Source organism: Edaphobacter dinghuensis (assembly GCF_014640335.1).
In the GTDB taxonomy this organism is placed as follows: Bacteria; Acidobacteriota; Terriglobia; order Terriglobales; family Acidobacteriaceae; genus Edaphobacter; species Edaphobacter dinghuensis.
The window spans coordinates 691,541-713,511 of sequence record NZ_BMGT01000003.1; the positions used below are offsets into that span (position 1 = coordinate 691,541).

Here is a 21,971-nt window from a genome sequence, read left to right on the forward strand (position 1 = left end):
AAAGAGACGCGCCGGTCTTTCTATGTCTGAATCGTCTTCGCCCGGCTGCTCAGTCAGTATGCAACGGCGGCAGCTGCGGATGCACGTTGCAACGGAGCTGGCCGGGCGAAGGAGTTGATTTAGACGGCCTCTTTGAGGCGACTGACCTGATCGGCCTGCGGGCCTTTGGTGCCTTCGATGATGTCGAACTCTACTTCGTCACCCTCTTTGAGGCTTTTGTAGCCTTCCCGCTGGATGGAACTGTAATGAACGAATACGTCTGCCCCGCCTTCCCGGCCGAGGAATCCGTAGCCTTTTGCGTTATTGAACCACTTTACGGTGCCTTTGTATTGACTCACTTGAACGTACTCCCTTTGTAGGTCGATGCGCGTTGCCGCGACTTACCTGTGTCTGACGCAGGAGTTGCGTGAGGAGTTTTCCGGTAAAGTTTTCCCGCGAGTAGGCAGTTTTTTCCGGACAAAGAGATGTGCTCTTTCATCAGCAGTTTCGCGCGTTTGCGCGAATGTTCGGGTAGCCTAATTGGTTATTTTTTTCATGTCAGTTCCGCCGAGTAGCTCACGATAGGGCTGTGATCACTCGTCGGAACTGACGAAGAGAGAAGTGTCTGGTTAGAGACGGCCTTCGCGATGGGCAGCGGCGTAGAACTGGACGCCGATGAGAGTCTTGCCGTCGTGGATCTTGTCGGCGGCGATGAGGGCGAGGGCCTTCGAGAGGGGGGTGCGGACGATCTCGATGTGTTCGTCTTCTTCGGGGTTTGCGGTGCCTTGCTTGATGTCGCGGGCGAGGTAGATCTGCATGGACTCGCCGAGGAAGCCGGGGCTTGCGTAGTACTTGGTGAGGTGGGTCCAGCGTTTGGCGCGGAAGCCGGTCTCTTCGATCATCTCGCGTTTGGCGGCGGCAAGAGGAGCCTCGTTGGGCTCGATGCGTCCGGCGGGAAGTTCGAGCAGGAACTGGCCGGCGGCGTGACGGTACTGGCGGATGAGGATGAGGTCGGGGTCTTTGGGGTTGACGGACTCGTCTACCGCAAGGACGACGATGGAGCCGTTGTGCCGGATGACGTCGCGCGTATGCGGCGTGTCGGAGCCGGGCTCGATGATGGTGTCGGTGTAGACGGAGAAGACGTTGCCCTTGTAGGAGAGCTTGGAAGAGATCAGGGCTGCCTTCGTGGCAGAGGGCTTCTTTTTAGCAGGGGACTTCTGAGCAGGGGACTTCGATTTGGCGGGGACAGCCTTGGCTTTGCCCTTGGAGGTGACTTTGGAGACGGATTTTGACTTAGGGGCGGCGGGTCTTTTGGTCGAGGTGGCCATAAAGCTACGTTATCATCCTGCATCGCAGGCTGACTGCTGGGCATCCAACCGTTAGTTCGATGAAGATAGTAAGGTGGATAGTGGCCGCAAGCTTTGGGCCAGCCCGTAGTGGACTGCCGGTTCGAGGATTGTGGCTGCAATGAGCACTGAGTGTTACCCGATAACGATTTTGCCGCACGTGTCGCAGTTATATCGCGGCTACCTGGGCATGGGCGACAGTTCTGCGGATTCGGCTGTGCGCCGCTGGTATGGAGACGAGCCTTTTGCCGGCAAGTGGATGCGCGCCGATCGTCCGAGTGTAAATGCCGACGGTCTGGCAGATGCGCTGGCACAACAGAATGCTGCCTTTGGTGCAGGCCCGGCGGCGATGGCGAATATAGAGAAGCTGCGTGGCGGTGCTCGTGCAGTGGTCACCGGGCAGCAGGTGGGCCTGTTTGGTGGGCCGCTGCTAACTTTATTAAAAGCTGCTACAGCAGTGGCCCGAGCCAAGGATGCTACGCGGACCTCGGGCGTAGAGCATGTGCCGGTCTTCTGGTTGGCGACTGAAGATCATGATCTGGCCGAGGTCGATCAGGTCTCGTTGCTGACCAAGACCACGGTGGAGACGCTGCGGGCAGGCTTGAAGACGAAGGCCGCGGTTGAGGTTGGCGGAATCGCGCTGGGCAGCGAGATCGACCAGGTGCTGGAGCAGGCGGGTGAGTTGCTGGAGTTTTCTCCGGCGTGGGAGATGTTGAAGGAGTGTTATACGCCGGAACAGACGCTGGGCGGAGCGTTTGCGCGGCTAATGGCGCGGTTGTTTGCGCCGCAGGGATTAGTTGTGATGGATGCTGCCTCGCGGGAGTTTCATGCGTTGGGCGCGAGCACGCTGCAGTATGCGATTGAACATGCCGAGGAGTTGCAGACGGCGCTGATCGCTCGCAGTGAAGAGTTGGTGAAGGCTGGGTTTCATGCTCAGGTGCTGGTCGCGGCGGGTGGCAGTCTGCTGTTTATGGTAGATGAAACAACGGGCGAGCGGATGGCTCTGCGGCGCACGCCCGAGGGTGGGTGGAAGGCTGGCGGCAAGGCTTATTCGTCTGAGGAGTTGATTGCGATTCTCGAGAGCGCACCCGAGCGGTTGAGTCCGAATGCGCTGCTGCGGCCTGTCTTTCAGGACACGATCTTGCCGACAGCAGCTTATATCGGTGGGCCTTCGGAGATTGCCTACTTTGCGCAGAGCGCGGTTTTGTATGAGGCGATTCTGGGCAGGATAACTCCGGTGCTGCCGCGATTGAGTGCGACGCTGCTGGAGCCTGCGGTTGCGACGGTGATGGCCACGCACGAGGTTCAGTTGCCGGATGCGATGGTGACTGCTGACGAACTGGCGCTGCGACTGGGTGCGCGGGCGATGCCGATTGAAGAGAAGCGGCGGTTGGCTGCGGCGGGCAATGCTTTGGACGCTGCGTTGACGGCGGCGGTGGAGTACATGGGCGGCATGGATGAGTCGCTGGGCCGGACGGCCGAGGTCTCAGGCTCGAAGATGCGCTACCAGATGAACCGGCTGCGGCGGATGGCGGCGGCGTTCGAGTTGCAGAAAGAGGCCAGTCTGAAGAAACATGCGGCGGCGATTACGCTGAATGTCTTTCCGGATGGGCATCCGCAGGAGCGGCTGGTGGCCGGGATTTTGTTTGTGGCGCGGCATGGAGAAGGAGTGGTGGAGCGGCTGGTGGAGGCTGCGGCCAATCTTTGTCCGGGGCATGTAGTGATTCGGCTGTAGGTGGTTGCGTAAAACAGGCAATGGCCAAATGTAGGAGTCTTTCCGCTGCGCCCTTCGGGCTCCGTCGAGATGACGTAGGTTTGTAGCTGGAGTCTGGGTGGTTCTGCGATAAAGTCGGAGTGATGAACGAGAGCGCATCCTTAATATCTGTCTCGAAGCCGGGGATGCGCAAACTTCGGTTGCTTCCTCTGCTTGCGGCGACCTATTTCATGGTCTCGGGTGGACCGTACGATCTTGAAGACATTATCGGCTTTGCCGGGTATGGTCATGCGCTGCTGTTGCTGGGGCTGCTGCCTTTTCTTTGGAGTTTTCCGACGGCGCTGATGCTGGGGGAGTTGGCGGCGGCGGTGCCTGAAGAGGGTGGATTTTACGCCTGGGTGCGCCGCGCGATGGGGCCGTTCTGGGGATTTCAGGAGGCGTGGCTCTCGCTTGCAGCCTCGGTCTTCGACATGGCGATCTATCCGACGACGTTTGTGCTGTATCTCGCGCGCATTGCTCCTTCGCTGACGAGTGGGCATCGCGGAATGGCGCTGGAGCTGGGCGTGGTGGGCTTCTCTGTCCTGTGGAATCTGCGGGGCGCGACCTCGGTGGGAGAGGGCTCGTTGAAGCTTTGGGTTCTTTCGATCTCGCCCTATCTGGTCCTGATCGTGATTGCGGTCTATATCGGTTTGCGCGGCGTGACCGGACCGTTTGGCGGTCATGCTTCGATGGCGCCTCCTGTGCATGCCGATTACTCCACCGCGATTCTTGTGGCGATGTGGAACTACATGGGATGGGACAACGCGACGACGATTGCCAACGAGGTAGAGGATCCGCAGAGAAATTATCCGCGCGTGATTCTGATGGCCACGGTGATGGTGATGCTCACCTACATCATTCCTATTGCCGCGATTGCGTGGGCGGGAATTCCGTCGGGCCGCTTTTCGACCGGGGCATGGGTCGACGCTGCGCATATTCTCGGCGGCCCGGCGCTGGCGTTTACGGTGGTGCTTGCCGGCTCGCTGGATGATGTTGGGACGTTCAGCAATCTCACGCTGTCGTACACGCGATTGCCACATGCGCTGGCGGAGGATGGATTTCTGCCGAAGGTGTTTACGAAGCGGCTGAAGAATGGCACGCCGTGGGTTGCGGTGCTGGTGTGCGGCTTTTGCTGGGCGCTGGCGTTGGGCTTCAGCTTCGAGAGGCTCATCACGATCGACCTGGTTCTGTACGGACTGTCGATGATTCTGGAGTTTGTCGCGCTGATCGTGCTGCGCTACCGCGAGCCTCTGCTGTTGCGGCCATTCAGGATTCCGGGGCCGGATTGGGTGGCTGTGCTGCTGGGACTTAGTCCGGCGGCGCTGATGGTGTATGCACTCTATGCATCGCGCATGGAGAGGGTCGCGGGCATGTCTGCCTTCGCGTTTTCCATGTTGATCGCAGCTTGCGGGCTGCCGCTGTATGTTCTTGCGCGATTGCGGCAGAGGACTAGAAGACTACCTTGAGCGCGGCCTGAATCTGCCGGGCTCCGGTGGTACCGTCGTTCTGGCCTAGCTGCGATTGCGAGACTCCGAAGGTTGGCGACGAGATGGTCAATGAAGATGCCGGTGGCGAGGCGAGATTGGGGTGGTTGAAGACGTTGTAGCTCTCGGCGCGGAAGACGAGCTTGACCTGCTCATGCAGCGTCTGGGTCTTTTGAAAGACGGCATCGGTGTTGATGAAGCCGGGGCCGTAGAATTTGTTGCGATGGATGGAAAGAGTCTCGCCGTAGGGTTCGTTGGTAAAGGCCGAAGCGGCGGGGCCGGTGATCTTGCCAGCGGCGACGATGGTTCCGCGATGCGAGGGATAGGGTGCTCCGATGAGTTGTGGCCGGTCGGCGGCGTCGGTGTGGAGGCTGTCGGTGGTGCCGCGAAGATCGAAGGGAAGGCCGCTCTGCGCTTGTTGAATGCCGGAGATCTCGATGCCTTCGAAGAGGTGACCTAACAGGCCGCTGCTCAGGTGCGCGGTGCCGATGCCGATGGGCAGAGCGTAGGTGGCAGCGACGGTGCCGCGGTTGCGAATGTCGAAGTCGGAGTTGCCATACTCGGGGCCGAGGTTAAAACTGTTGCGCGGAAAGAAGGAGTCGCCTGCGCCGGGTTTGATGGGGTCGCTCCCGTTATCGAGGGAGTGCGACCAGGTGTAGCTGCCGATGAGGGTGAGGCGTCCGATCTGACCGGAGAGCCGGGCTTGCAGCGCGTTGTAGTTGCCGCTGGCGATGGAGGTCTCGAAGGCCTCGTGATAGAAGGCGGTGTTGTTGACCATTGGGGCGAAGGTGGTCCCATTGGCATCGGTGCCGCCGGTGTAGAGCGCGTTGAAGGTAAGTGCATCCGGGCGGACACCTGCAGCGATAGCTGCTTGAACGAGGTTGGGCTGGGGCGGTGCACCGTCGAGTGCGCGAAGAGCGTGCGTGGTGTGGCTGCCGACGTAGTTCACTTCGAGCGCGAGGCTGCCGCGAAGTTGATGCTGGATGCCGAGGTTGTAGCTCTGGCTGGTCGGCATCTTGAGGTGGGGATCGATCACAACGGGCGCTCTAAGAAGTTGCCCGTTGGTGATGTTGGGGGATGGGGTGAGTTCACCGGGGAAGGGAAAGCCGGACACAGTGGGTGTGTCGGGAGAGCCGTCAAAGGGGTAGTCGTTGACCTGCGCCTGATAGGGCGGGTTCGATTTGGCGCTGCCGAAGAGATTGTCGAAGACGCGGTCGTGGAAGATGCCGAAGCCGCCGCGGATGGCGGTCCTGCCGTCGCCGTTGAGGTCGTAGGCGAAGCCGACGCGAGGTTCGACCAGGCCGGAGTTGTTGGCGTAGAGCTGGCGTCCTGTGCCAGGACCGACGGAGGTGAAGGTGAAGTAGCCGACGGCAGGAAGCGCGGCGGAGGCGTCGCCGTAGAAGTTGGCGAGGTCGCCGTCCTTCTCATAGGGCACGCCGTTGAAGGCGTAGCGGAGTCCGAGGATGGCGGTTAACTTCGAATTTACCTTCCATGTGTCTTGCGCGAAGACTGCGCCCTCATGCTGACGGAAGCGGGAGAGGTCGTTGGCGCGGCGCACACCGGCGCGAGTGAAGAACTGGCTCTCGGAGGAGTAGGCGACGGCCCCCTGCGCGCCCCAGATAAGGTCTTCGAAGCCGCGCACGCTGGGTGAGGAGTGACTGCCGTAGAAACTGTAGGAGGGATAACCGAAGATGGTGAAGTTATCGAGCATGAGAACGTTGCGTGAGCTGAAGTTGTCGAAGTTGCTGTCTTTGACGCTGTGGTACTCGCCGCCGAATTTGATGGAATGTGCGCCGCGAGTGTAGGTGAAGGTGTCAGCGAAGAGGATGGTTGAGCTAAGCCGCGCCTGCGCGTTGCTGTCGCCGAGGGCGGAGCAGCCGAAGATGAAGAAGTACGGGATGTTGATGTCGCGGCCATTGCCGAAGCTGTCGGTGCCGGTGAGAGCATCGATGGCTGCGTGGTTGCAGAAGTCGCCGGTGTTATTAAGGTTATAGCCCGCGCGGACGACGTTGGCGGCGTGGACCGAGAACGAAGAGGCGATGGAGACGACACCGTTATGGGTGGTGGTGATGTTGCTGATGTTGCCGTAGCCGGGCAGGACTTCGTCGTGGAGCGGGTTGCTCTCGGCTGCGTGGCCGTAGATATAACGTACGGTCAGTTGATGCTTGTCGGTCAGACGTTGGTCGAAACGCCCGGTCAGGTTGTAGGAGTTCAAATTATCCGGTGAAGGGAAGAAGTAAGTCGTGCTGACGCCGTCGCCGTTATCGGCCTGTCCGACGGGAGCGAGATTGAGGATCTTTGCTACGAGCGGGTTCTGGGGGAGGCCGGAGAGATTGTTGGGATTTGTAAGCGGATTGGCGGTAAGATCGACCGGCGTTTGGCTGCCGCCGATGGGATCGGTGTAGACGAACTTGCCTGTTCTAAAGGCCGCAGTCGGCGTGGTCTGCGACGAGGTGAGTGTGGTGCGGAAGCGCTGGACCTCGCCGTTGAGGAAGAAGAAGGTGCGGTCTTTCCAGATGGGGCCGCCGATGGAAGCACCGAAGTCATTGCGAACGTAGGGGTCTTGCCGGCCATTCTGCTTCTTGTTAAAGAAGTCGCGCGCGCCGAGTGCGCTGTAGCGTCCGAACTCGTAGACGCTGCCATGAAATGCGTTGCTGCCGCCGCGGGTCAATACGTCGATGATGGCCCCGGTGTTGCGTCCGAACTCGGCGTCGAAGTTGTTGGTGATGACGCGGAACTCCTGTGTAGAGTCGGGATTTGCCATTGAGAGGCCGCCCTGGCCGCCGGGGACGGAGGTGTCGTTGTTGTCGGCGCCGTCGAGCATGAAGTTGTTGTTGCGGTCGCGCTGACCGTTGACGGAGAAGCCGCCTATATTGTTTTTGGCGGTGACAACACCGGGTGCCAGAAGAACCAGCTGGTAGGGGTCGCGCAGAACAAGAGGCAGGCTGTTAATCTGCTTTGCATCGACGACCGTGGAGAGCTGGAAGCTGTCGGTTTCGACGGGAGCTGCACTGGCGTCCTGCACGTCTATCGAGGTGGACGCGCTTGCGACCGACAAGGTGAAGTTGAGAGGAAGCGTTGCAGCAATATTAAGGATGACGTTTCGGCGTGTGAGACGCTGGAAGCCCGGTGCGATTACAGAGACGGTGTAGACCGACGGGGGCAGGGCAGCGAAGTTGTAGAGGCCGGCCGATGTCGTCGTGGCGGTACGGGTAAGTCCTATCGAGCTGGAGGTCGCTGTGACCGTCGCGTTCTGCACGAGCGCTCCGGCGGGATCGAAGACCTGGCCGGTGACGCTGCCGGTCTGGGCGAATCCAACTCCAGCCATGGCAACGAGCGCCAACAGTGCTGCACACAGGTTTCCTAAACGCATGAACAAACTCCTGAATCGAAGGGTAAATTTTTGCTCGCTTAGGTCGTGCCTGAAGCCCTGTGACTGAACGCGGCCATGAAAGCCGCGACGGGCGTGTTCCACAGACAGGCAAGCCGGTTGAGAGCGCGATGGTCTGGTCGCTTTTGATCGATATGAAATAAAGACGAGCCAACCTGATGAAATATAGATAAGCCATCCTAAAAGGAGCGACTCATCGATCTGGCTTCATCAGAGTATGGAACGATCTCTATTTCGATGCGTACTAAGTAACAGCATTAAGACAAAGGTTATCCATATCAGTATGAACTCTAAGGTAATTCCGAAGGGAATGTATATCGCTATGAGAACAAGGGCCGCAGATATTCAGCATCGTTGCTTTTGCGGAGAACTGTTATCCCCCCTTTGAGGGATAGGAGGGTCTGGGCTGGTTCTCTATTCTTGCTTGCCGATTGGGCGGGGTGGAGCGGCGATGGAGCCTATCTATGGAGTAGGAATTATTTCTTTGCGGCTCTGAATGAGCGCGGCTGATGGGTTGAGACTGCGTGGCCGGGTTGCCAGTATGCGGTCAGGGTGTTGTGATGAAGCTGAGGCTTTTTCGGATCGTGACGATCCGGGAGGGTCGAGGGCAGGAATGCAGGTTGTTGGCAGATATTGGAATACTGGTCCCAGGGGTGGTGTGGGATTTGGAGAGTGTTTTGGGAATGTTCGATCTATGAGTGAGAAAAATAGACTTCAAAGTGTTGCGTCCTCGACCGCGAACTGGGATGAGCGCGTGGCTGTAACGCTGACGAATGGTTTGGTGGAGTTGACCTTGCTGCCGGGAGGCGGGCATCTAGCCCGCTGGGCTTTTGCCGGAGAGCAGAATACGCTATGGGAGGCTCCGTGGAAGACGGCCGATCCGGGATCGGCAGAGCATGCGGCCATCGCGACGGAGTTTGCGGACGAAGAGGCGGGAAGTTATCTGGCGTCATACACGGGGCACGTGCTCTGTTTGGATGGATTTGGTCCGGCCAGTCAAGCGGACGCGGCGGCGGGAGTGTCGTTGCACGGCGAGGCGCCGACGGCCACGTGGGCATTCACCAGCGAGCAGGAGAACGAGGCGAACGGCAGCGTGGAACTGCCTGTGGCCGGGTTGCGAGTGGAGCGGCGGTTCGTCATAGCGGCTGGGGAGAGCGTGTTGCGCGTCGAGGAGCAGGTGACGAATCTCCGCACTGCGGAGCGCGATTTGCACTGGGTGCAGCATTCGACATTTGGCACTCCTCTGTTTGCTGCCGGGAATGGACGAGCAACCGCGTCGGTGCACAAGGGCGTGACCTTGCCGCAGGACTATGACGGACGCAATCTGTTGGCGCGCGATACGGAGTTTATATGGCCTTATGCTCCGGGCGCTGATGGCGAACGTGTCGATCTGCGCGAGCTCTTTGGGCGGCGGGGCGCTGGGTTTGTGGCAGCGACGCAGCAGGATGCCGGGCGGAAGCATGGCTTTGTTGCGCTCTGCCAGGCAGAGGTTGGATTGGCGGTTGGGTATGTCTTTCGCGTCGAGGATTTTCCCTGGGTGACACTGTGGGAGGAGAACCATGCGCGCGATGCTGCGCCGTGGCTGGGACGCGTAGAGGCGCGCGGCATGGAGTTCGGCACGACGCCGCTGCCGCTGGGTAAGGAGGCGGTGGACGCGCGCGGCCCTCTGTTTGGAAGTCCTACCTCGCGCAGAATCGGAGCGCATGAGACGCTGAGGGCTCCGTGGATGATGTTTGTTGTCGAGGTTCCGCATGGGTGGCGGGAGGTCGAGGATGTGCGCGTCGAGGCAGACGAGATTGTGTTGATTCACCAGGGAGAGCGTGTACGTGTCGGCGTGCGTGGGGCCGCCGCGTTTCTGGGCACGGCGTAGAGAGAATCTCCGGCATTGCTTTCAAGTTGTCCCTTGGTGGATGGCTTGCCTTGCTGTGCTTTGCGAGACTGTAATGACAGATGTCTTGCGAGGGCAGTGTGGCTGGTTTGTGGACGGGCGAGTGGCAGGAGTGGATTCGGCTACGGGCGGTCGAAGCTGGTTTCGATACGGCTGGGGTTGCGCCTGTCTACGGGACGGAGAGCGAGGTTGGCCGAGTCGACGCTCGACGCTTCGAGGGGTGGGTGGATGCGGGTCGTGCCGGAGAGATGGAGTATCTAAAGCGCAGGAATGAGCAGGGAGTGTTACTGCGCAGCGGCGTTGAGGTGGCGATGCCGTGGGCCAGGTCGGTTATCGTCTGTGCGGTGAATTACAACGGAGATGGGCCGCTTTCAATTGCTCCTGCAAAAGAGGGAACGGGGTGGATCGCCCGTTATGCCTGGAGCGGGCGAGCAGTCGAGGGTGAGGGCGAGCTTGCTCCTTCTGATTATCACGACGAGATGCTGGGCAGGCTGCGCCGGGTAGAGGAGGCGTTGCACGAGAGGTATGCGTGCGAGACGAAGTGCTACGTCGATACGGGACCACTGGTGGAGCGGGCGGCGGCGGCAAAGGCCGGGGTGGGGTGGATCGGGAAGAATGCCTGTGTCCTGAATCAGGGGTTGGGTTCGTGGCTGCTGCTGGGAGTGATTGTGACTTCGCTGGAGGTGGGTGATGACGAAGAGTTGCAGATCGCTGCGGACAGGTGCGGAAGTTGTACGCGGTGTATCGATGCCTGCCCTACTGACGCATTGGTAAAGCCGCGGGAGATGGATGCTTCGCGCTGTATCGCGTATCTGACGATCGAGAAGAAGGGAGCGATTGCGGAGGAGCTGCGCGAGGCGATGGGGAGGCAGGTCTTTGGCTGCGATATCTGCCAGGATGTCTGCCCGTGGAACAGAAGGTCTCCTGTGGCGACAAGGGAGGGGATGCTGACGCGGAGGGAGATGGTGAATCCGGCGCTGGAGTGGCTGGCAGGGATGGATGCGGCGGAGTTTCGGCTGTGGTTCAAGGGCTCTCCTGTGGAGCGAACGCGGAAGAAGCGGCTGCATCGGAATGTGGCGATTGCGATGGGCAACAGCGGCGAGATGCGGTTTGTGCCGCAACTGGAGCAGTGGAGCACGGGCGAGGACGAGGTGCTGGCAGAGAGCGCGCGGTGGGCGCTTGGACGGCTGCGCAGGCTGGAGGAGGAGAGGAAAGCTGCCGCTGCGCTCTGCTAGCATCGAATGCAGGTACGGGTATTTTTCCGCTGCTGCAACTTTGCTATGACTCCTAGTGTTCCCGAAAAGACCGTTCCGCCTGAGCTGCCTGAAGCGATCCAGCAGGCAAAGCCGGATCTGCCGCCGAAGCCGATCGAAGAGGTGCGGCCGGTGGTGGCCAAAAGCGGCTTTTGGCCCCAAATGGTTGCGCTGTTTCGCTATCTGACGCAAACCGAGGTGCATACCTATGCCTTCAGTGTGGCGGCCAATGCGATCCTGTCGCTGTTTCCGTTTATCGTGTTGTTGCTGACGGTGTCGCGCGTGGTCTTCCACTCACGGTCGATGGAGACGGTCGTCGATGCGATGATGAAGAGCTTTCTGCCGACGGGGCAGGAGTTTGTGATGCGTAATATGCAGCTGTTGGCGCATCCGCATAAACGGACAGAGGTGTTTTCGCTGGTGATGTTGCTGATTACCTCGACCGGCGTGTTTCTGCCGTTGGAAGTGGCGCTGAACAATGTCTGGGGGGTGAAGCAGAACCGGAGCTACCTGCGGAACCAGATGACCTCCGCCTGCCTGGCGTTTGGAGTGGGTGTGCTGGCGATGCTGTCGGTGGCGTTTACGGCGACACAGAGGACCATTTTGACGTGGCTTTTTTTCGGACATACGCAGAACGCGATGTTTAATTTCTTCACGTTCAGCTTTATGAAGATTTGTGCCGGAATTGCGAGCATTCTGCTGTTCTTTCTGATCTATTGGATACTGCCTAACCGCAAGATTCCGGCACGGGCGGTTTTGCCGACGGCGATTGTGACTGGACTGCTGTGGGAGCTCGCGAAGTATCTTTATATGCGGGCGCTGCCGTGGTTGGACTTTCAGTCGGTATACGGGCCGTTTTATATTTCGGTCGGGCTGATGATGTGGGCCTTTCTGTCCGGGCTGCTGCTTTTGGTGGGCGCGCATTTTTCGGCAACTCGTTATACGCTGTGGCTTGCCCGGCAAGAGGCACGAGGAGAGAAGTAGCGATGCAGGACGCTTTGGGATCTCGGTTGCAGAAATGGATCAAAAAGCCGCCAACCGGATTGGCCGGAGCCGCGTTTTGGCTGGCCATCTGGTTTTGCGCGCTGCTGCTGTTGCGTCTGCTGCCGGGCGGTTGGGGAACGTTCTTCAACGTAATCGAGATCTTCGTTGGGATCGCCCTGGTGTCGGTTGCGGTTCCGCTGATTTTGCAGACGGTGCGCCGCCGTATGCTGTGGAGCCTGCGCAATAAGCTGGTAATCACCTATCTATTAATAGGACTGGCGCCGGTGGTGCTGGTGGTGACCCTGGTGCTGGTTTCGGCTTATATTGCTGCGGGGCAGTTTGCCATTCATCTGGTGGACTCGCGATTGCAGGCGGAGCTGAACCAGATGGACGGAGCCAATGCGCATCGCGCTGATGTGATCGTCCAGGTACTCGGCGGGAAGCCGTCGGCGGAGGAGATCGAAGAGCAGGACAGTGTGGTCAACCGGCTGGATATGGCAGGAATGAGCCTGCATCCGGCGACGAAGGCATATATCAACGGAGCACCGATTGCGCTGGACCCGATCGATGAGAAGACACCGCTGGGGCTACCGCCGTGGGCATCGGAGCTGAAGGGTGGGGACTTCCAGAACCTGGTGCTGGATGGGGGAGAGCTTTATCTGGTCGTGGTTCATCAGCGAAAGTTGGGGGACGGGCGGATGTTCAGCCTGGTGAGCAGCATGCCGGTGGACAACGGGTTGATGAACCTGATCGCCGATGGGTTGGGGCGTGCCGTGCTATTTCCCGAGAGGCTGGGGAACCTTGCCGCAGAACGGCGAGAGGCGGCAGCCGAAGAGAAGAGGCCGGCTTCACTGGTGATGACTTCGGGGCGGCGGTCGAAGAACGTAACCGGGGTTGCGGGCGGCACGGAGCCGCCTGCTGTCAGCCTTATGGACATTCGGGTGCGTTTCTTATCGACCACATCGATTACGGATTGGGGTTCGGGTGACCGCGACAGCATTCTGATCGAAGTTGATTCGCGGCCAACGCTGCTGTATCGGCGGCTCTTTGGAGCGTCGCTGAATGGCGTGCTGACGAGCGGATATCGCGATGGGTTGATTGTGCTGTGTATCGTCTTTGCGCTGATTGAGTCGTTGGCTCTCTATATGGCGATTCGCCTGAGCCGGACGATTACAGCCTCTGTCGCCGATCTGTATGAGGCAACGCATGCGGTCGACCGTGGAGAGCTGAGCCACCGGATTGGCGTGAACCGGACTGACCAGCTTGCGGAGTTGAGCCGGTCATTCAACACGATGACCGGATCGTTGCAGAGGCTGCTGGAGGAACAGAAGGAGAAGGAGCGGCTGCAGAACGAGATCTCGATTGCGCAGGAGGTGCAGGCGAACCTGTTTCCGCACCATGTCTCGAACCTTGCCAGCCTGGAACTGCATGGGGTCTGTCGTCCGGCGCGCTCGGTGAGCGGAGATTACTACGACTTCCTCGTCTTTCACCAAGAGGCGAATGAAGGTGTGCCCTCGCGGCGGGAGACGGGAGTAGGCATCGCGATTGGCGATATCAGCGGCAAGGGGATCTCGGCGGCGCTGCTGATGGCGACCCTGCATTCGGCTGTGCGAGCGTATCGTTTTGCCAGCGAGGAACTGGTATACAGCGAGACGAGCCTTGCGGGGCTGATGGCGAGCAGAGAAGAGCGCGGAGGTGACTGCGATGAGTTGTTCGAGTCGCCGGGGCGGATTCTTTCATTGCTGAATCGGCACCTCTATCGGAGTACACAGCCGGAGAAGTATGCCACATTGTTCCTCGCGCACTATGATGCTGCTTCGTCCATGCTGACGTATTCGAACGCGGGACAACTGCCGCCGCTGGTGCTGGGGCGCGATGGCGCTATTCGCAGGCTGGACCAGGGCGGTACTGTTGTCGGGTTGATGGATGGAATGCACTATGAGGAAGATCGTTTCCAGATGCAGCCCGGCGACATTATGGTGGCGTATTCGGACGGCGTGACCGAGCCGGAGAACGACTTTGGAGAGTTTGGAGAAGCGCGCCTGATGGATGTGGTGAGGCGCTATCGCGACGAGCCGCTGCACGTGATTTCGACTAAGGTCATGCAGGCGCTGGACGCGTGGATCGGGGCAGAAGAGCAGCCGGACGACATCACGCTGGTGCTGGCTCGGCAGACTTAAGCGTTGCTTTGATTTATCAAATATGATGAAATAAGTATTCAGTATTGGAGGATGGCTATGGCGGCAGCTCTTGTCATTCCGCAGATTGCCGGATACGCATTCGATGTTTCTCCAGACCTCTCCCATGTTCAGACGCGAGAGCGTCTCAGCCCTGCCGCGATTAAGGGCTTTCTGCGCATCATGGAGAAGTGGGAGATTAAAGATGCGGATGCGCGGCAACTGTTGGGCGGGCTCTCCACCGGCTCGTACTACGGATTTAAGAAAGAGCCGAAGCACCGAACGCTGGATCAGGATGTTCTGACGCGCATCTCGCTTCTGCTGGGAATATTCAAGGCGTTGAATATTTTGTACAGCAAGTCGCTGGCAGATGCGTGGATGAGGCTGCCAAACAGCAACTCGATGTTTCGGGGGATGACACCTTTGGCTTACATCATCCAGCGCGGCCAACCGGGAATGCTGCATGTGCGTCAACTGCTCGACGCTCGCCGTGGTGGGCAATGATTCCGGCAGCCGTCGATGTTGAGCTTGCCGATACGCATCGTCTTATTCCGTCGAAGTATAGCGAGAGCGGCACTGTGCTATCGCGGCTGACTGACGATGAGAGTGTTCTCAGCGATCTGATGGAGTTAGACGGCGCGACGAACGGCCGTCTTTTAGGGGAAGAGGGATTGTTGCCTGGTATCAGTGTTCATGAGCTGGTCTACGGCGTCGGCTATGCGCATATTGTCAATGCTGCGTTTACGCATGCAGGGCCGATGGGTGGGCGCTTCAATAATAGCGAGCGCGGCGCATGGTACTGCGGTGTGGAGAGGGAGACCTCGATTGCGGAAGTTGTGTTTCATAAGCTGAGGCAGTTGGAAGAGGTCGATTGGCGAGAGGAAGAGGTGTCGACGTTCGACGACTATCTCGCCGATTTTACGGCGCGAATGCAGGACCTGCGAGCGCCGAAGCCGCAGTATAAAAGGTTTTTGAAGGCGGGCCCGATTCCGGAGTGTTACGCCGACTCGCAACAACTTGCCGCAGTGTTGCTGGTGCAACAGTCGAATGGGATCATCTATCCGAGTGTAAGAAAGAAGGGCGGCAGTTGCCTGGTCTGCTTCAGGCCGACGCTGGTCTATAACGTGCGTCAGGGCGCTCGTCTCGAGCTGCGGCTGTTGGCCGGAAGAGATTTTTCGCCGAGCGATGTTCGTGAAGTCCGCACTGCATAATTGGTGCGACTGAGTTTTGTGCGCGCGGATGGCAGAATTTCAATTGCGGCTTTGGTGATGATGTAAACCCTTGGGATTGAGCATCAGCGAAGAGGCGGGAGCTGCTTTCAGGAATGGTTTCAACGTTTGTCTAGAGCGATTGCTCGCTCTCTCTCCGCTTTGGTAGCATTGGGACTTCAATCTATGTCTTCTGCTGCCCAAGTCGCTGTGCGTTCCGCTGAGATTGCAAGAATCCTCGGGACGGAGAGCGACCTTAAGCTATTTCAACAACATTTGGAGGATGTGCTTCGCGGAGAAGCTTTTCGAGGTAGCCATCGTAGCGGGCAGTTTCTGCGCTATGTCGTGGAGCAGTCGATCAATGGACACTGCGATGAATTGAAAGAGCGCCTGATCGGGATAGAGCTCTTCGGCAGAGCGCCCAGCTATGACACGGGCGAAGACGCGATCGTGCGTGTGACGGCGAGCGATGTTCGCCGACGCTTGCTACAGCACTATGGAACCTATGGCACCGACTCCGAGTTTCGCATCCGTCTTCCTTTGGGCTCTTACATCCCGGAGATCGTACGAGATGTTCCGGTGAAGATGGAGACGGCGGAAGAGAAGGAGGTTGAGTCGCCGCTTGAAGCATCAGCCGATCTTTCTGTCTCTTCTTCTGTCGTGGAACCGGAAGAGTCTGCTCCTGCGGCGCAGGAAGATGTGAAGAGCCCAGAGCGTGCGCAGGGATTCTGGACACGGCGAAAGATACTTTTGTGTTGTGTGGCGATTGCGGTCTCCAGCATCTTTGCTATGTGGCTGGTGACGCGCGCCGGTCGTATACGCAAGGAGTCTTTGTGGGGTGAGCTGTTCGGCTTTCAGTGGAGCACGAAGCTGATTACAAGCGATCCCAACATTGTGGAGATCCAGACGCTCACCGGTCAGACGGTCACCTTATCTGACTACGCGAACCAGCGATATGTGCCGGATCCGTCGAAGGTCACGCCGGAGCTGATGAAGTTTTCTACCGAGATATTGCGGGGAGACAAGGCCGCTGCCATCGATACCGGTGTTGCTGTGAATGTGGCGGAGTGGATGGATCAGGCGAATGCCGGTCGGTTGACGATTCAATCGGCGCGCAATCTTCGTTTTGCAGACTTGCTTAAGGATGGGAACTTTATTCTGCTGGGTAGTCCGCGGTCTAATCCATGGGCACTCTTCTATAACGATCATCTGGACTTTCGTTTCGTCTTCGATCAGAACTCCGGTCAGGAGATCGTCGAGAATCTGCATCCACATCGTGGCGAGTCTGCAAAATATATTCCTACGGCAAAGGGGTTTGCGACGGGGCAGTCATTTGCCGTGGCAAGCTACCTGCGCAATCCCGACCACCAGGGACATGTGTTGCTGATTGCCGGTGCCGACGCTGAAGGAACTGAAGCTGTGGATGATCTGATGACGGACTCGACTGCGTTGTCGGCCGCGATGAGTCAATGCGGCCTGCCGCACAAGGCGCCGATTCCGAACTTTCAGCTATTGCTGCGGTTGAGCACCATGGCCGGATCGCCTGAGCACTCCGAGGTGATTGCGTGCCACATACTCTCGTAGCTGTTGTTACCTGAGCAGGCTTGCCCAGGTTGCAATGAAATTATGCCTACCTTCTGACGATGCCGATTCAACATATCTAATGTCATTTAAAAATTGTCGTTGAAAGTGACATTTCGCGTGTTCAGGGGTGCATGGAACAATTTAAGACAGTTCACTACTGTTAGTGCCTGTTAGAGGGTAAAAATCCAGCATTTCAAGGGATTTCTGAGGGGTTAGGGAACTGCACTAACGTTGCGGTAACCCATACTTTGTTCTGTAGATTAGTGAACGGTAGGATGGACCGGAACGCAATGGAGGCAGATTGAGGATTGCTGGTTGTGGTGCAGTTATTTTTCTGATGCTGGCTTATAGCGGCGCTGTGAGGGCTTCGTCTGATAGCGCTCCTTTATATAAACAGCCGAATGCTCCGAGTGAAGCACGCATCCGTGACTTGATGCATCGCATGACACCAGAGGAGAAGGTTAGGCAACTCGATCTCTACGCCGGTGCTCCGGCATTGATGAGCAGCTATACCGACGACACCCATGCTGCCAAGGATGCAGTATTTTTGCCCGAGAAGGCGGAGGCGCTGTGGGGCAATCTCGGGGTGGGCGGCATCCACGATCTGAATCCGACGCCGGAACAATCGAACGCAATTCAGCGATGGGTGATTGCGCACAACCGGCTTGGAATTCCGGCGCTGTTTATCGAAGAGGGATTACATGGATTCGATACGGGCACGGTCTTTCCTGCGCCACTCAATCTTGCTGCAACGTTTGATCCTGAGCTGGCGCGGCAGACCGGCTCTGCGATTGCGGCCGAGGCGCGAGCGACGGGCGTGGGGATGATTCTGGCTCCGGTGCTGGACCTTGCGCGAGAACCGCGTTGGGGCCGGGTTGAAGAAGACTTTGGCGAAGACCCATACCTCACCGGACAGATGGGGTTTGCCTATGTGCGCGGCGTGCAGGGGGCGAGCCTGAACACGGACCATACGGTGGTTGCGGAACCGAAGCACTTTGCAGGGCATGGCTCGCCTGAGGGCGGAACGAATACTTCGCCAGTGCATATTGGCGAGCGCGAGCTGCGCAGCGTGATGTTGAAGTCGTTTGAGCCGGCGTTTCGCGAAGGCCATGCCATGGCCACGATGGCAGCTTATCACGAGATCGACGGCATTCCTATTACAGCCGACCCTTTTTTGCTGAAGACAGTACTTCGCGGTGAGTGGGGTTTTCAGGGGATGGTGCTCTCAGATTTGGGCGCGATTCAGCGGCTGTACAAGGTGCATCATGTTGCGGCGACACCTAAGGACGCGGTTTGTCTTGCAGTGCGGTCGGGTGTCGATATGCAGTTTTATGACTTCGAACATGATGTATTTCAGAATGCTTTGCTGGACTGCTTGAAGGAAGGCACGCTGCCGGAGGCTGACCTGGATCGGGCAGTGTCGGCGGTGCTTCGTCTGAAGTTTTCGCTTGATCTCTTCGATCATCCTTTCGTTGATCCATCGCTTGATAAGAGGGTGTACCGTTCGCAGGCGCATCTCGACGTCTCGCTGAGGTCGGCGCGCGAGTCGATGACTCTGCTCAAGAACGAGAACCACCTGCTGCCGCTGTCGAAGTCGGTTCGCCGTATTGCGGTCATCGGTCCGAATGCGAATGTGGCGCGGTATGGCGACTACGAGAAGGAGAGCAACGGCGAGCGGATCAGTCTTTTGCAGGGCATAAAGAGCGCTGTGCCGCAAGCGATGGTGGACTTCGATGAAGGCACGGACATCGGTGCAGCAGTGGCGAAGGCGGAAGCGTCGGATGTCGTGATCCTCGGGCTTGGAGAGAAGCAGGGTATATCGGGCGAAGGATTTGATCGCTCGGAGCTTGGACTACCGGGGAACCAGGAGCAATTGCTTGAGGCTGTGGTGAAGACCGGCAAGCCGGTAGTCCTGGTGCTGGAGAATGGGCGGCCGCTTACGATTGGCTGGGCGAAGGACCATGTCGGAGCGATCCTCGAGGCGTGGTACCCCGGAGAGTTTGGAGGCAGAGCGATCGCCGAGACGCTCTTTGGCGACAACAATCCTTCAGGAAGACTGACGATCACCTTTCCTCGCAGCGTAGGACAGCTGCCGGATTTTTATAACTCCGATCCGTCGCGTGTTCATAAGTATGTCGATGATGATGGGAAGCCGCTTTTTCCGTTTGGCTTCGGTTTGAGCTATACGAGCTTCAACTATGGCGATATTGCGGTCGAAGCTCCTGCAGCGGGCAGCAAGGCAGATATCGTTGTGTCGTTTGAGGTGACGAATACAGGCGAGCGAGAGGGGACCGAAGTGCCCCAGCTTTATATGCGTCAAGAGGTCGGCAGTGTGGAGACTCCGGAGCGATCGCTTGCGGGTTTTACCAAGGTTGATCTGAAGCCGCACGAGAGCAAGAGGGTCACCATGCACTTGCGACAGAGCCAACTTGCAGTCTGGAATGCGGAGAATCGCTGGGCCGTGGAACCGGGCTATTACACAGTTTGGGTTGGTGGATCGTCGGAGGCAGCGTTGACGACGCGGTTTCTGTTGAAGCCATAATGCACACCGAATATCGATAACGACAGAGGAACGGAGAGTTATGTTAGTACAGAACGGAACATGCAGAACAGTATTGTTTGCAGCATTGCTGCTTGGGTTTTCGGGAAGCGCTATTGCCGGGCCTACGGTGAAGCCCATGGAGCCGGTGGACTATGTCTCCCCTAACATCGGCGGCATCGGTCAACTGTTGACTGCAACCGTTCCTTATGTGCAGACGCCTCATGGAATGGCGCGGCTTGCACCGATCATGACGCCGGGAATCAATGACCGCTATCTGGCGGATAAGATTTATGGGTTTCCGGCTGGACCAGCCATGTTGATGATCTCAACCGGTAAGGTGAGTACGCGGCCGAAGGATTATGCTTCCACCTACGATCACGATTTCGAGACGACGACGCCATATTATTACGAGGCGGACCTGCAGAGCTGGGGTATCAAGGCAGAGGTTACGGCGACACAGGCCGCGGCATATTACCGGTTTCATCTGCCGGCTGGCTCGACTGCTCACTTGGTTTTGAGCATGAAGGACGGAGCGGCGCTCAAGGTAGTTGGAGACTCGGTTGTTGAAGGCAGCGAGCGAGTGGGTGGAACCGTCGCACAGCTTTCAGAGAACAGTGGTGAGACTCGGGAGTATTTTTATGCAGAGTTTTCAAGGCCTTTCAGCCATGCTGAGACGTGGCAGAAGAGTGTCTTGTCTCAAAGCGCGGAGCAGGCTGGAGATCACATTGGCTTTGTTGCCGACGAATCGGGTGAGGGAGGAGATCAGGTCGAAGTACGCGTCGGGTTTTCATATATCAGCACGGAGCAGGCGCAGAAAAATCTGAAGGAGCAGATCGCCGAGCGAAGCTTCGAGCAGGTGAAGGGGCAGACGAAGATGCTCTGGAACAAGGCGCTTGGAGCAGTTGCGATTGAGGGAGGTAACGAGAGTCAGCGCACGATCTTCTATACCGCGTTGTATCGCTCGCTGGGCCGCATGACCGACATCACGGAAGACGGCAGATACTTCAGTGGATACGATCATAAGGTCCACGAAAGCGATGGGCATGACTTCTATGTTGACGATGGTTTGTGGGACACGTACCGCTCACTGCATCCGCTGCAACTGCTGCTCGAAGCTCCGCGACAGGAGGACATGATTCGCTCCTACTTACGGATGTATGAGCAGAGCGGATGGCTGCCATCGTTTCCTTCAGTGGCCGGAGAGCAGGCTGTGATGATCGGGCATCACGCGGCTGCCTATATTCTCGATGCGTATCAAAAGGGCTATCGCGACTTCAACCTTGAAGAAGCGTATGAAGCGATTCACAAGAATGAGACTCAGGCGACGATGTTGCCATGGAAGCGTGGCCCGTTGACGAGTCTGGATCATGTGTACTTCGATAAGGGATTTTTCCCGGCGCTTGCAGCGGGTGAGACTGAAACGGTTTCCGAAGTTACCGGAGAGCGGCGCCAGGCAGTTTCAGTGACGCTTGAGACAAGTTATGACGATTGGTGCGCGGCGCAGATCGCAAAGATTCTGGGAAAGCAGGATGACTACGACTACTTCATGAAGCTGGCTCACAACTATCGCAATGTCTTTGATCCGCAGATAGATTTCATGGCTCCGAAGAGTGAGGATGGGCAGTGGGTGACACCCTTCGATCCGAAGCTTGGAGGAGGGCAGGGCGGAAGAGACTACTTCACCGAGATGAATGCATGGACCTATACCTTCCATGTGCAGCATGATGTTGCCGGCCTGATTCAGTTGATGGGAGGGCGAGACAACTTCAATGCTAAGCTGGATCAACTCTTCGTCGAACAATATGGGACATCGAAGTATCAATACTTAAGTCAGTTTCCCGACTCGACCGGCTTGGTGGGACTTTATGCGCAGGGCAACGAGCCCAGCTATCACATTCCGTACCTCTACGACTTCTCTGGGCAGCCATGGAAGACGCAGCGGCGAGTGCGCCAGTTGATGAATATCTGGTATGGCGATGGTCCGCTTGGTATTCCAGGAGACGACGATGGAGGTGAGACCTCGTCGTGGTATGTGCTCAGCGCTATGGGATTCTATCCCGTCTGTCCGGGGAGTCCGGTGTACGAGATCGGAAGTCCGATCTTTGCGAAGAGCTCAATTCGCATGGCGAACGGGCGTGAGTTTACGATCATTGCAAATCATGTCTCAGCGCAGAACAAGTATATTCAGTCGGCGCAGTTGAATGGAAAGGCGCTGGACAAGGCATGGTTCGCGCATGCGGCGATTGCGAACGGCGGTACTCTTGTACTCGAGATGGGAGACAAGCCGAATAAGCAGTGGGGAAGCGCACCGGCAGATGCGCCGCCGTCGATGTCGCCGGTTGCAGGATCTTGATCTACTTGAACATGCGCGCTGGTTGGAGG

At 58.0% G+C, this 21,971-nt stretch carries 14 protein-coding genes; 11 read left to right on the top strand and 3 right to left on the bottom strand.

Annotated elements, in window-relative coordinates; genetic code table 11:
• Positions 1-119 precede the first annotated feature (119 nt).
• Positions 120-338 (bottom strand): cold shock domain-containing protein, encoded by a 219-nt coding sequence (locus tag IEW09_RS14810; RefSeq protein WP_188554961.1) that lies wholly within the window; start codon positions 336-338, stop codon positions 120-122.
• A gap of 270 nt (positions 339-608) precedes the next feature.
• The gene (locus IEW09_RS14815; protein ID WP_188554962.1) at positions 609-1,307 is read right to left on the bottom strand and encodes an NUDIX hydrolase; all 699 of its coding nucleotides are present in this window, start codon (positions 1,305-1,307) and stop codon (positions 609-611) included.
• 139 nt (positions 1,308-1,446) lie between these two features.
• Here IEW09_RS14815 and bshC point away from each other — a divergent pair, with 139 nt between their 5' ends.
• Entirely contained in the window at positions 1,447-3,060 is a 1,614-nt protein-coding gene (gene bshC / locus IEW09_RS14820) for a bacillithiol biosynthesis cysteine-adding enzyme BshC (RefSeq protein WP_188554963.1), read from the top strand.
• Between the two features lie 122 nt (positions 3,061-3,182).
• The gene (locus tag IEW09_RS14825) at positions 3,183-4,544 is read left to right on the top strand and encodes an APC family permease (RefSeq protein ID WP_188554964.1); all 1,362 of its coding nucleotides are present in this window, start codon (positions 3,183-3,185) and stop codon (positions 4,542-4,544) included.
• Here the strand turns inward: IEW09_RS14825 and IEW09_RS14830 are convergent.
• Positions 4,528-7,935, bottom strand: coding sequence for a TonB-dependent receptor (locus IEW09_RS14830; protein ID WP_188554965.1), 3,408 nt, complete (start codon positions 7,933-7,935; stop codon positions 4,528-4,530). The genes IEW09_RS14825 and IEW09_RS14830 overlap by 17 nt on opposite strands.
• Positions 7,936-8,647: 712 nt before the next feature.
• Here IEW09_RS14830 and IEW09_RS14835 point away from each other — a divergent pair.
• The 9 genes from IEW09_RS14835 to IEW09_RS14875 all read left to right on the top strand — a co-directional run bounded on the left by IEW09_RS14835 (position 8,648) and on the right by IEW09_RS14875 (position 21,942).
• A complete protein-coding gene (locus IEW09_RS14835) occupies positions 8,648-9,823 on the top strand; it encodes an aldose epimerase family protein (protein WP_188554966.1) in 1,176 nt (391 codons plus the stop codon).
• Positions 9,824-9,903: 80 nt separating this feature from the next.
• On the top strand, positions 9,904-11,076 hold the full coding sequence (queG, locus tag IEW09_RS14840) for a tRNA epoxyqueuosine(34) reductase QueG (RefSeq protein WP_188554967.1): 1,173 nt from the start codon (positions 9,904-9,906) through the stop codon (positions 11,074-11,076).
• A gap of 45 nt (positions 11,077-11,121) precedes the next feature.
• Positions 11,122-12,078, top strand: coding sequence for a YihY/virulence factor BrkB family protein (locus tag IEW09_RS14845; RefSeq protein ID WP_188554968.1), 957 nt, complete (start codon positions 11,122-11,124; stop codon positions 12,076-12,078).
• A 2-nt stretch (positions 12,079-12,080) separates the two neighbouring features.
• Positions 12,081-14,258 (top strand): PP2C family protein-serine/threonine phosphatase, encoded by a 2,178-nt coding sequence (locus IEW09_RS14850; protein ID WP_188554969.1) that lies wholly within the window; start codon positions 12,081-12,083, stop codon positions 14,256-14,258.
• A 57-nt stretch (positions 14,259-14,315) separates the two neighbouring features.
• Positions 14,316-14,759, top strand: a complete 444-nt coding sequence (locus IEW09_RS14855; protein WP_188554970.1) for an MbcA/ParS/Xre antitoxin family protein — start codon at positions 14,316-14,318, stop codon at positions 14,757-14,759.
• Positions 14,756-15,466 carry an RES family NAD+ phosphorylase gene (locus IEW09_RS14860; protein ID WP_188554971.1) on the top strand — a complete coding sequence of 237 codons (711 nt, stop codon included), beginning with the start codon at positions 14,756-14,758 and terminating at the stop codon, positions 15,464-15,466. Before IEW09_RS14855 ends, IEW09_RS14860 begins: the two co-directional genes overlap by 4 nt.
• A gap of 183 nt (positions 15,467-15,649) precedes the next feature.
• Positions 15,650-17,047 (top strand): hypothetical protein, encoded by a 1,398-nt coding sequence (locus IEW09_RS14865; protein WP_188554972.1) that lies wholly within the window; start codon positions 15,650-15,652, stop codon positions 17,045-17,047.
• A gap of 433 nt (positions 17,048-17,480) precedes the next feature.
• The gene (locus IEW09_RS14870) at positions 17,481-19,589 is read left to right on the top strand and encodes a glycoside hydrolase family 3 N-terminal domain-containing protein (protein WP_229739342.1); all 2,109 of its coding nucleotides are present in this window, start codon (positions 17,481-17,483) and stop codon (positions 19,587-19,589) included.
• A 40-nt stretch (positions 19,590-19,629) separates the two neighbouring features.
• Entirely contained in the window at positions 19,630-21,942 is a 2,313-nt protein-coding gene (locus IEW09_RS14875) for a GH92 family glycosyl hydrolase (protein WP_188554973.1), read from the top strand.
• The last annotated feature ends 29 nt before the right edge of the window (positions 21,943-21,971 follow it).

What these genes read in the sequence shown, in the direction of transcription:
- IEW09_RS14815 (WP_188554962.1), bottom strand. Translation starts at nt 1,307, where the DNA reads ATGGCCACCTCGACCAAAAGACCCGCCGCCCCTAAGTCAAAATCCGTC.
- bshC (WP_188554963.1), top strand. Translation starts at nt 1,447, where the DNA reads ATGAGCACTGAGTGTTACCCGATAACGATTTTGCCGCACGTGTCGCAG.
- IEW09_RS14825 (WP_188554964.1), top strand. Translation starts at nt 3,183, where the DNA reads ATGAACGAGAGCGCATCCTTAATATCTGTCTCGAAGCCGGGGATGCGC.
- IEW09_RS14830 (WP_188554965.1), bottom strand. Translation starts at nt 7,935, where the DNA reads ATGCGTTTAGGAAACCTGTGTGCAGCACTGTTGGCGCTCGTTGCCATG.
- IEW09_RS14835 (WP_188554966.1), top strand. Translation starts at nt 8,648, where the DNA reads ATGAGTGAGAAAAATAGACTTCAAAGTGTTGCGTCCTCGACCGCGAAC.
- queG (WP_188554967.1), top strand. Translation starts at nt 9,904, where the DNA reads ATGTCTTGCGAGGGCAGTGTGGCTGGTTTGTGGACGGGCGAGTGGCAG.
- IEW09_RS14845 (WP_188554968.1), top strand. Translation starts at nt 11,122, where the DNA reads ATGACTCCTAGTGTTCCCGAAAAGACCGTTCCGCCTGAGCTGCCTGAA.
- IEW09_RS14850 (WP_188554969.1), top strand. Translation starts at nt 12,081, where the DNA reads ATGCAGGACGCTTTGGGATCTCGGTTGCAGAAATGGATCAAAAAGCCG.
- IEW09_RS14855 (WP_188554970.1), top strand. Translation starts at nt 14,316, where the DNA reads ATGGCGGCAGCTCTTGTCATTCCGCAGATTGCCGGATACGCATTCGAT.
- IEW09_RS14860 (WP_188554971.1), top strand. Translation starts at nt 14,756, where the DNA reads ATGATTCCGGCAGCCGTCGATGTTGAGCTTGCCGATACGCATCGTCTT.
- IEW09_RS14865 (WP_188554972.1), top strand. Translation starts at nt 15,650, where the DNA reads ATGTCTTCTGCTGCCCAAGTCGCTGTGCGTTCCGCTGAGATTGCAAGA.
- IEW09_RS14870 (WP_229739342.1), top strand. Translation starts at nt 17,481, where the DNA reads ATGCATCGCATGACACCAGAGGAGAAGGTTAGGCAACTCGATCTCTAC.
- IEW09_RS14875 (WP_188554973.1), top strand. Translation starts at nt 19,630, where the DNA reads ATGTTAGTACAGAACGGAACATGCAGAACAGTATTGTTTGCAGCATTG.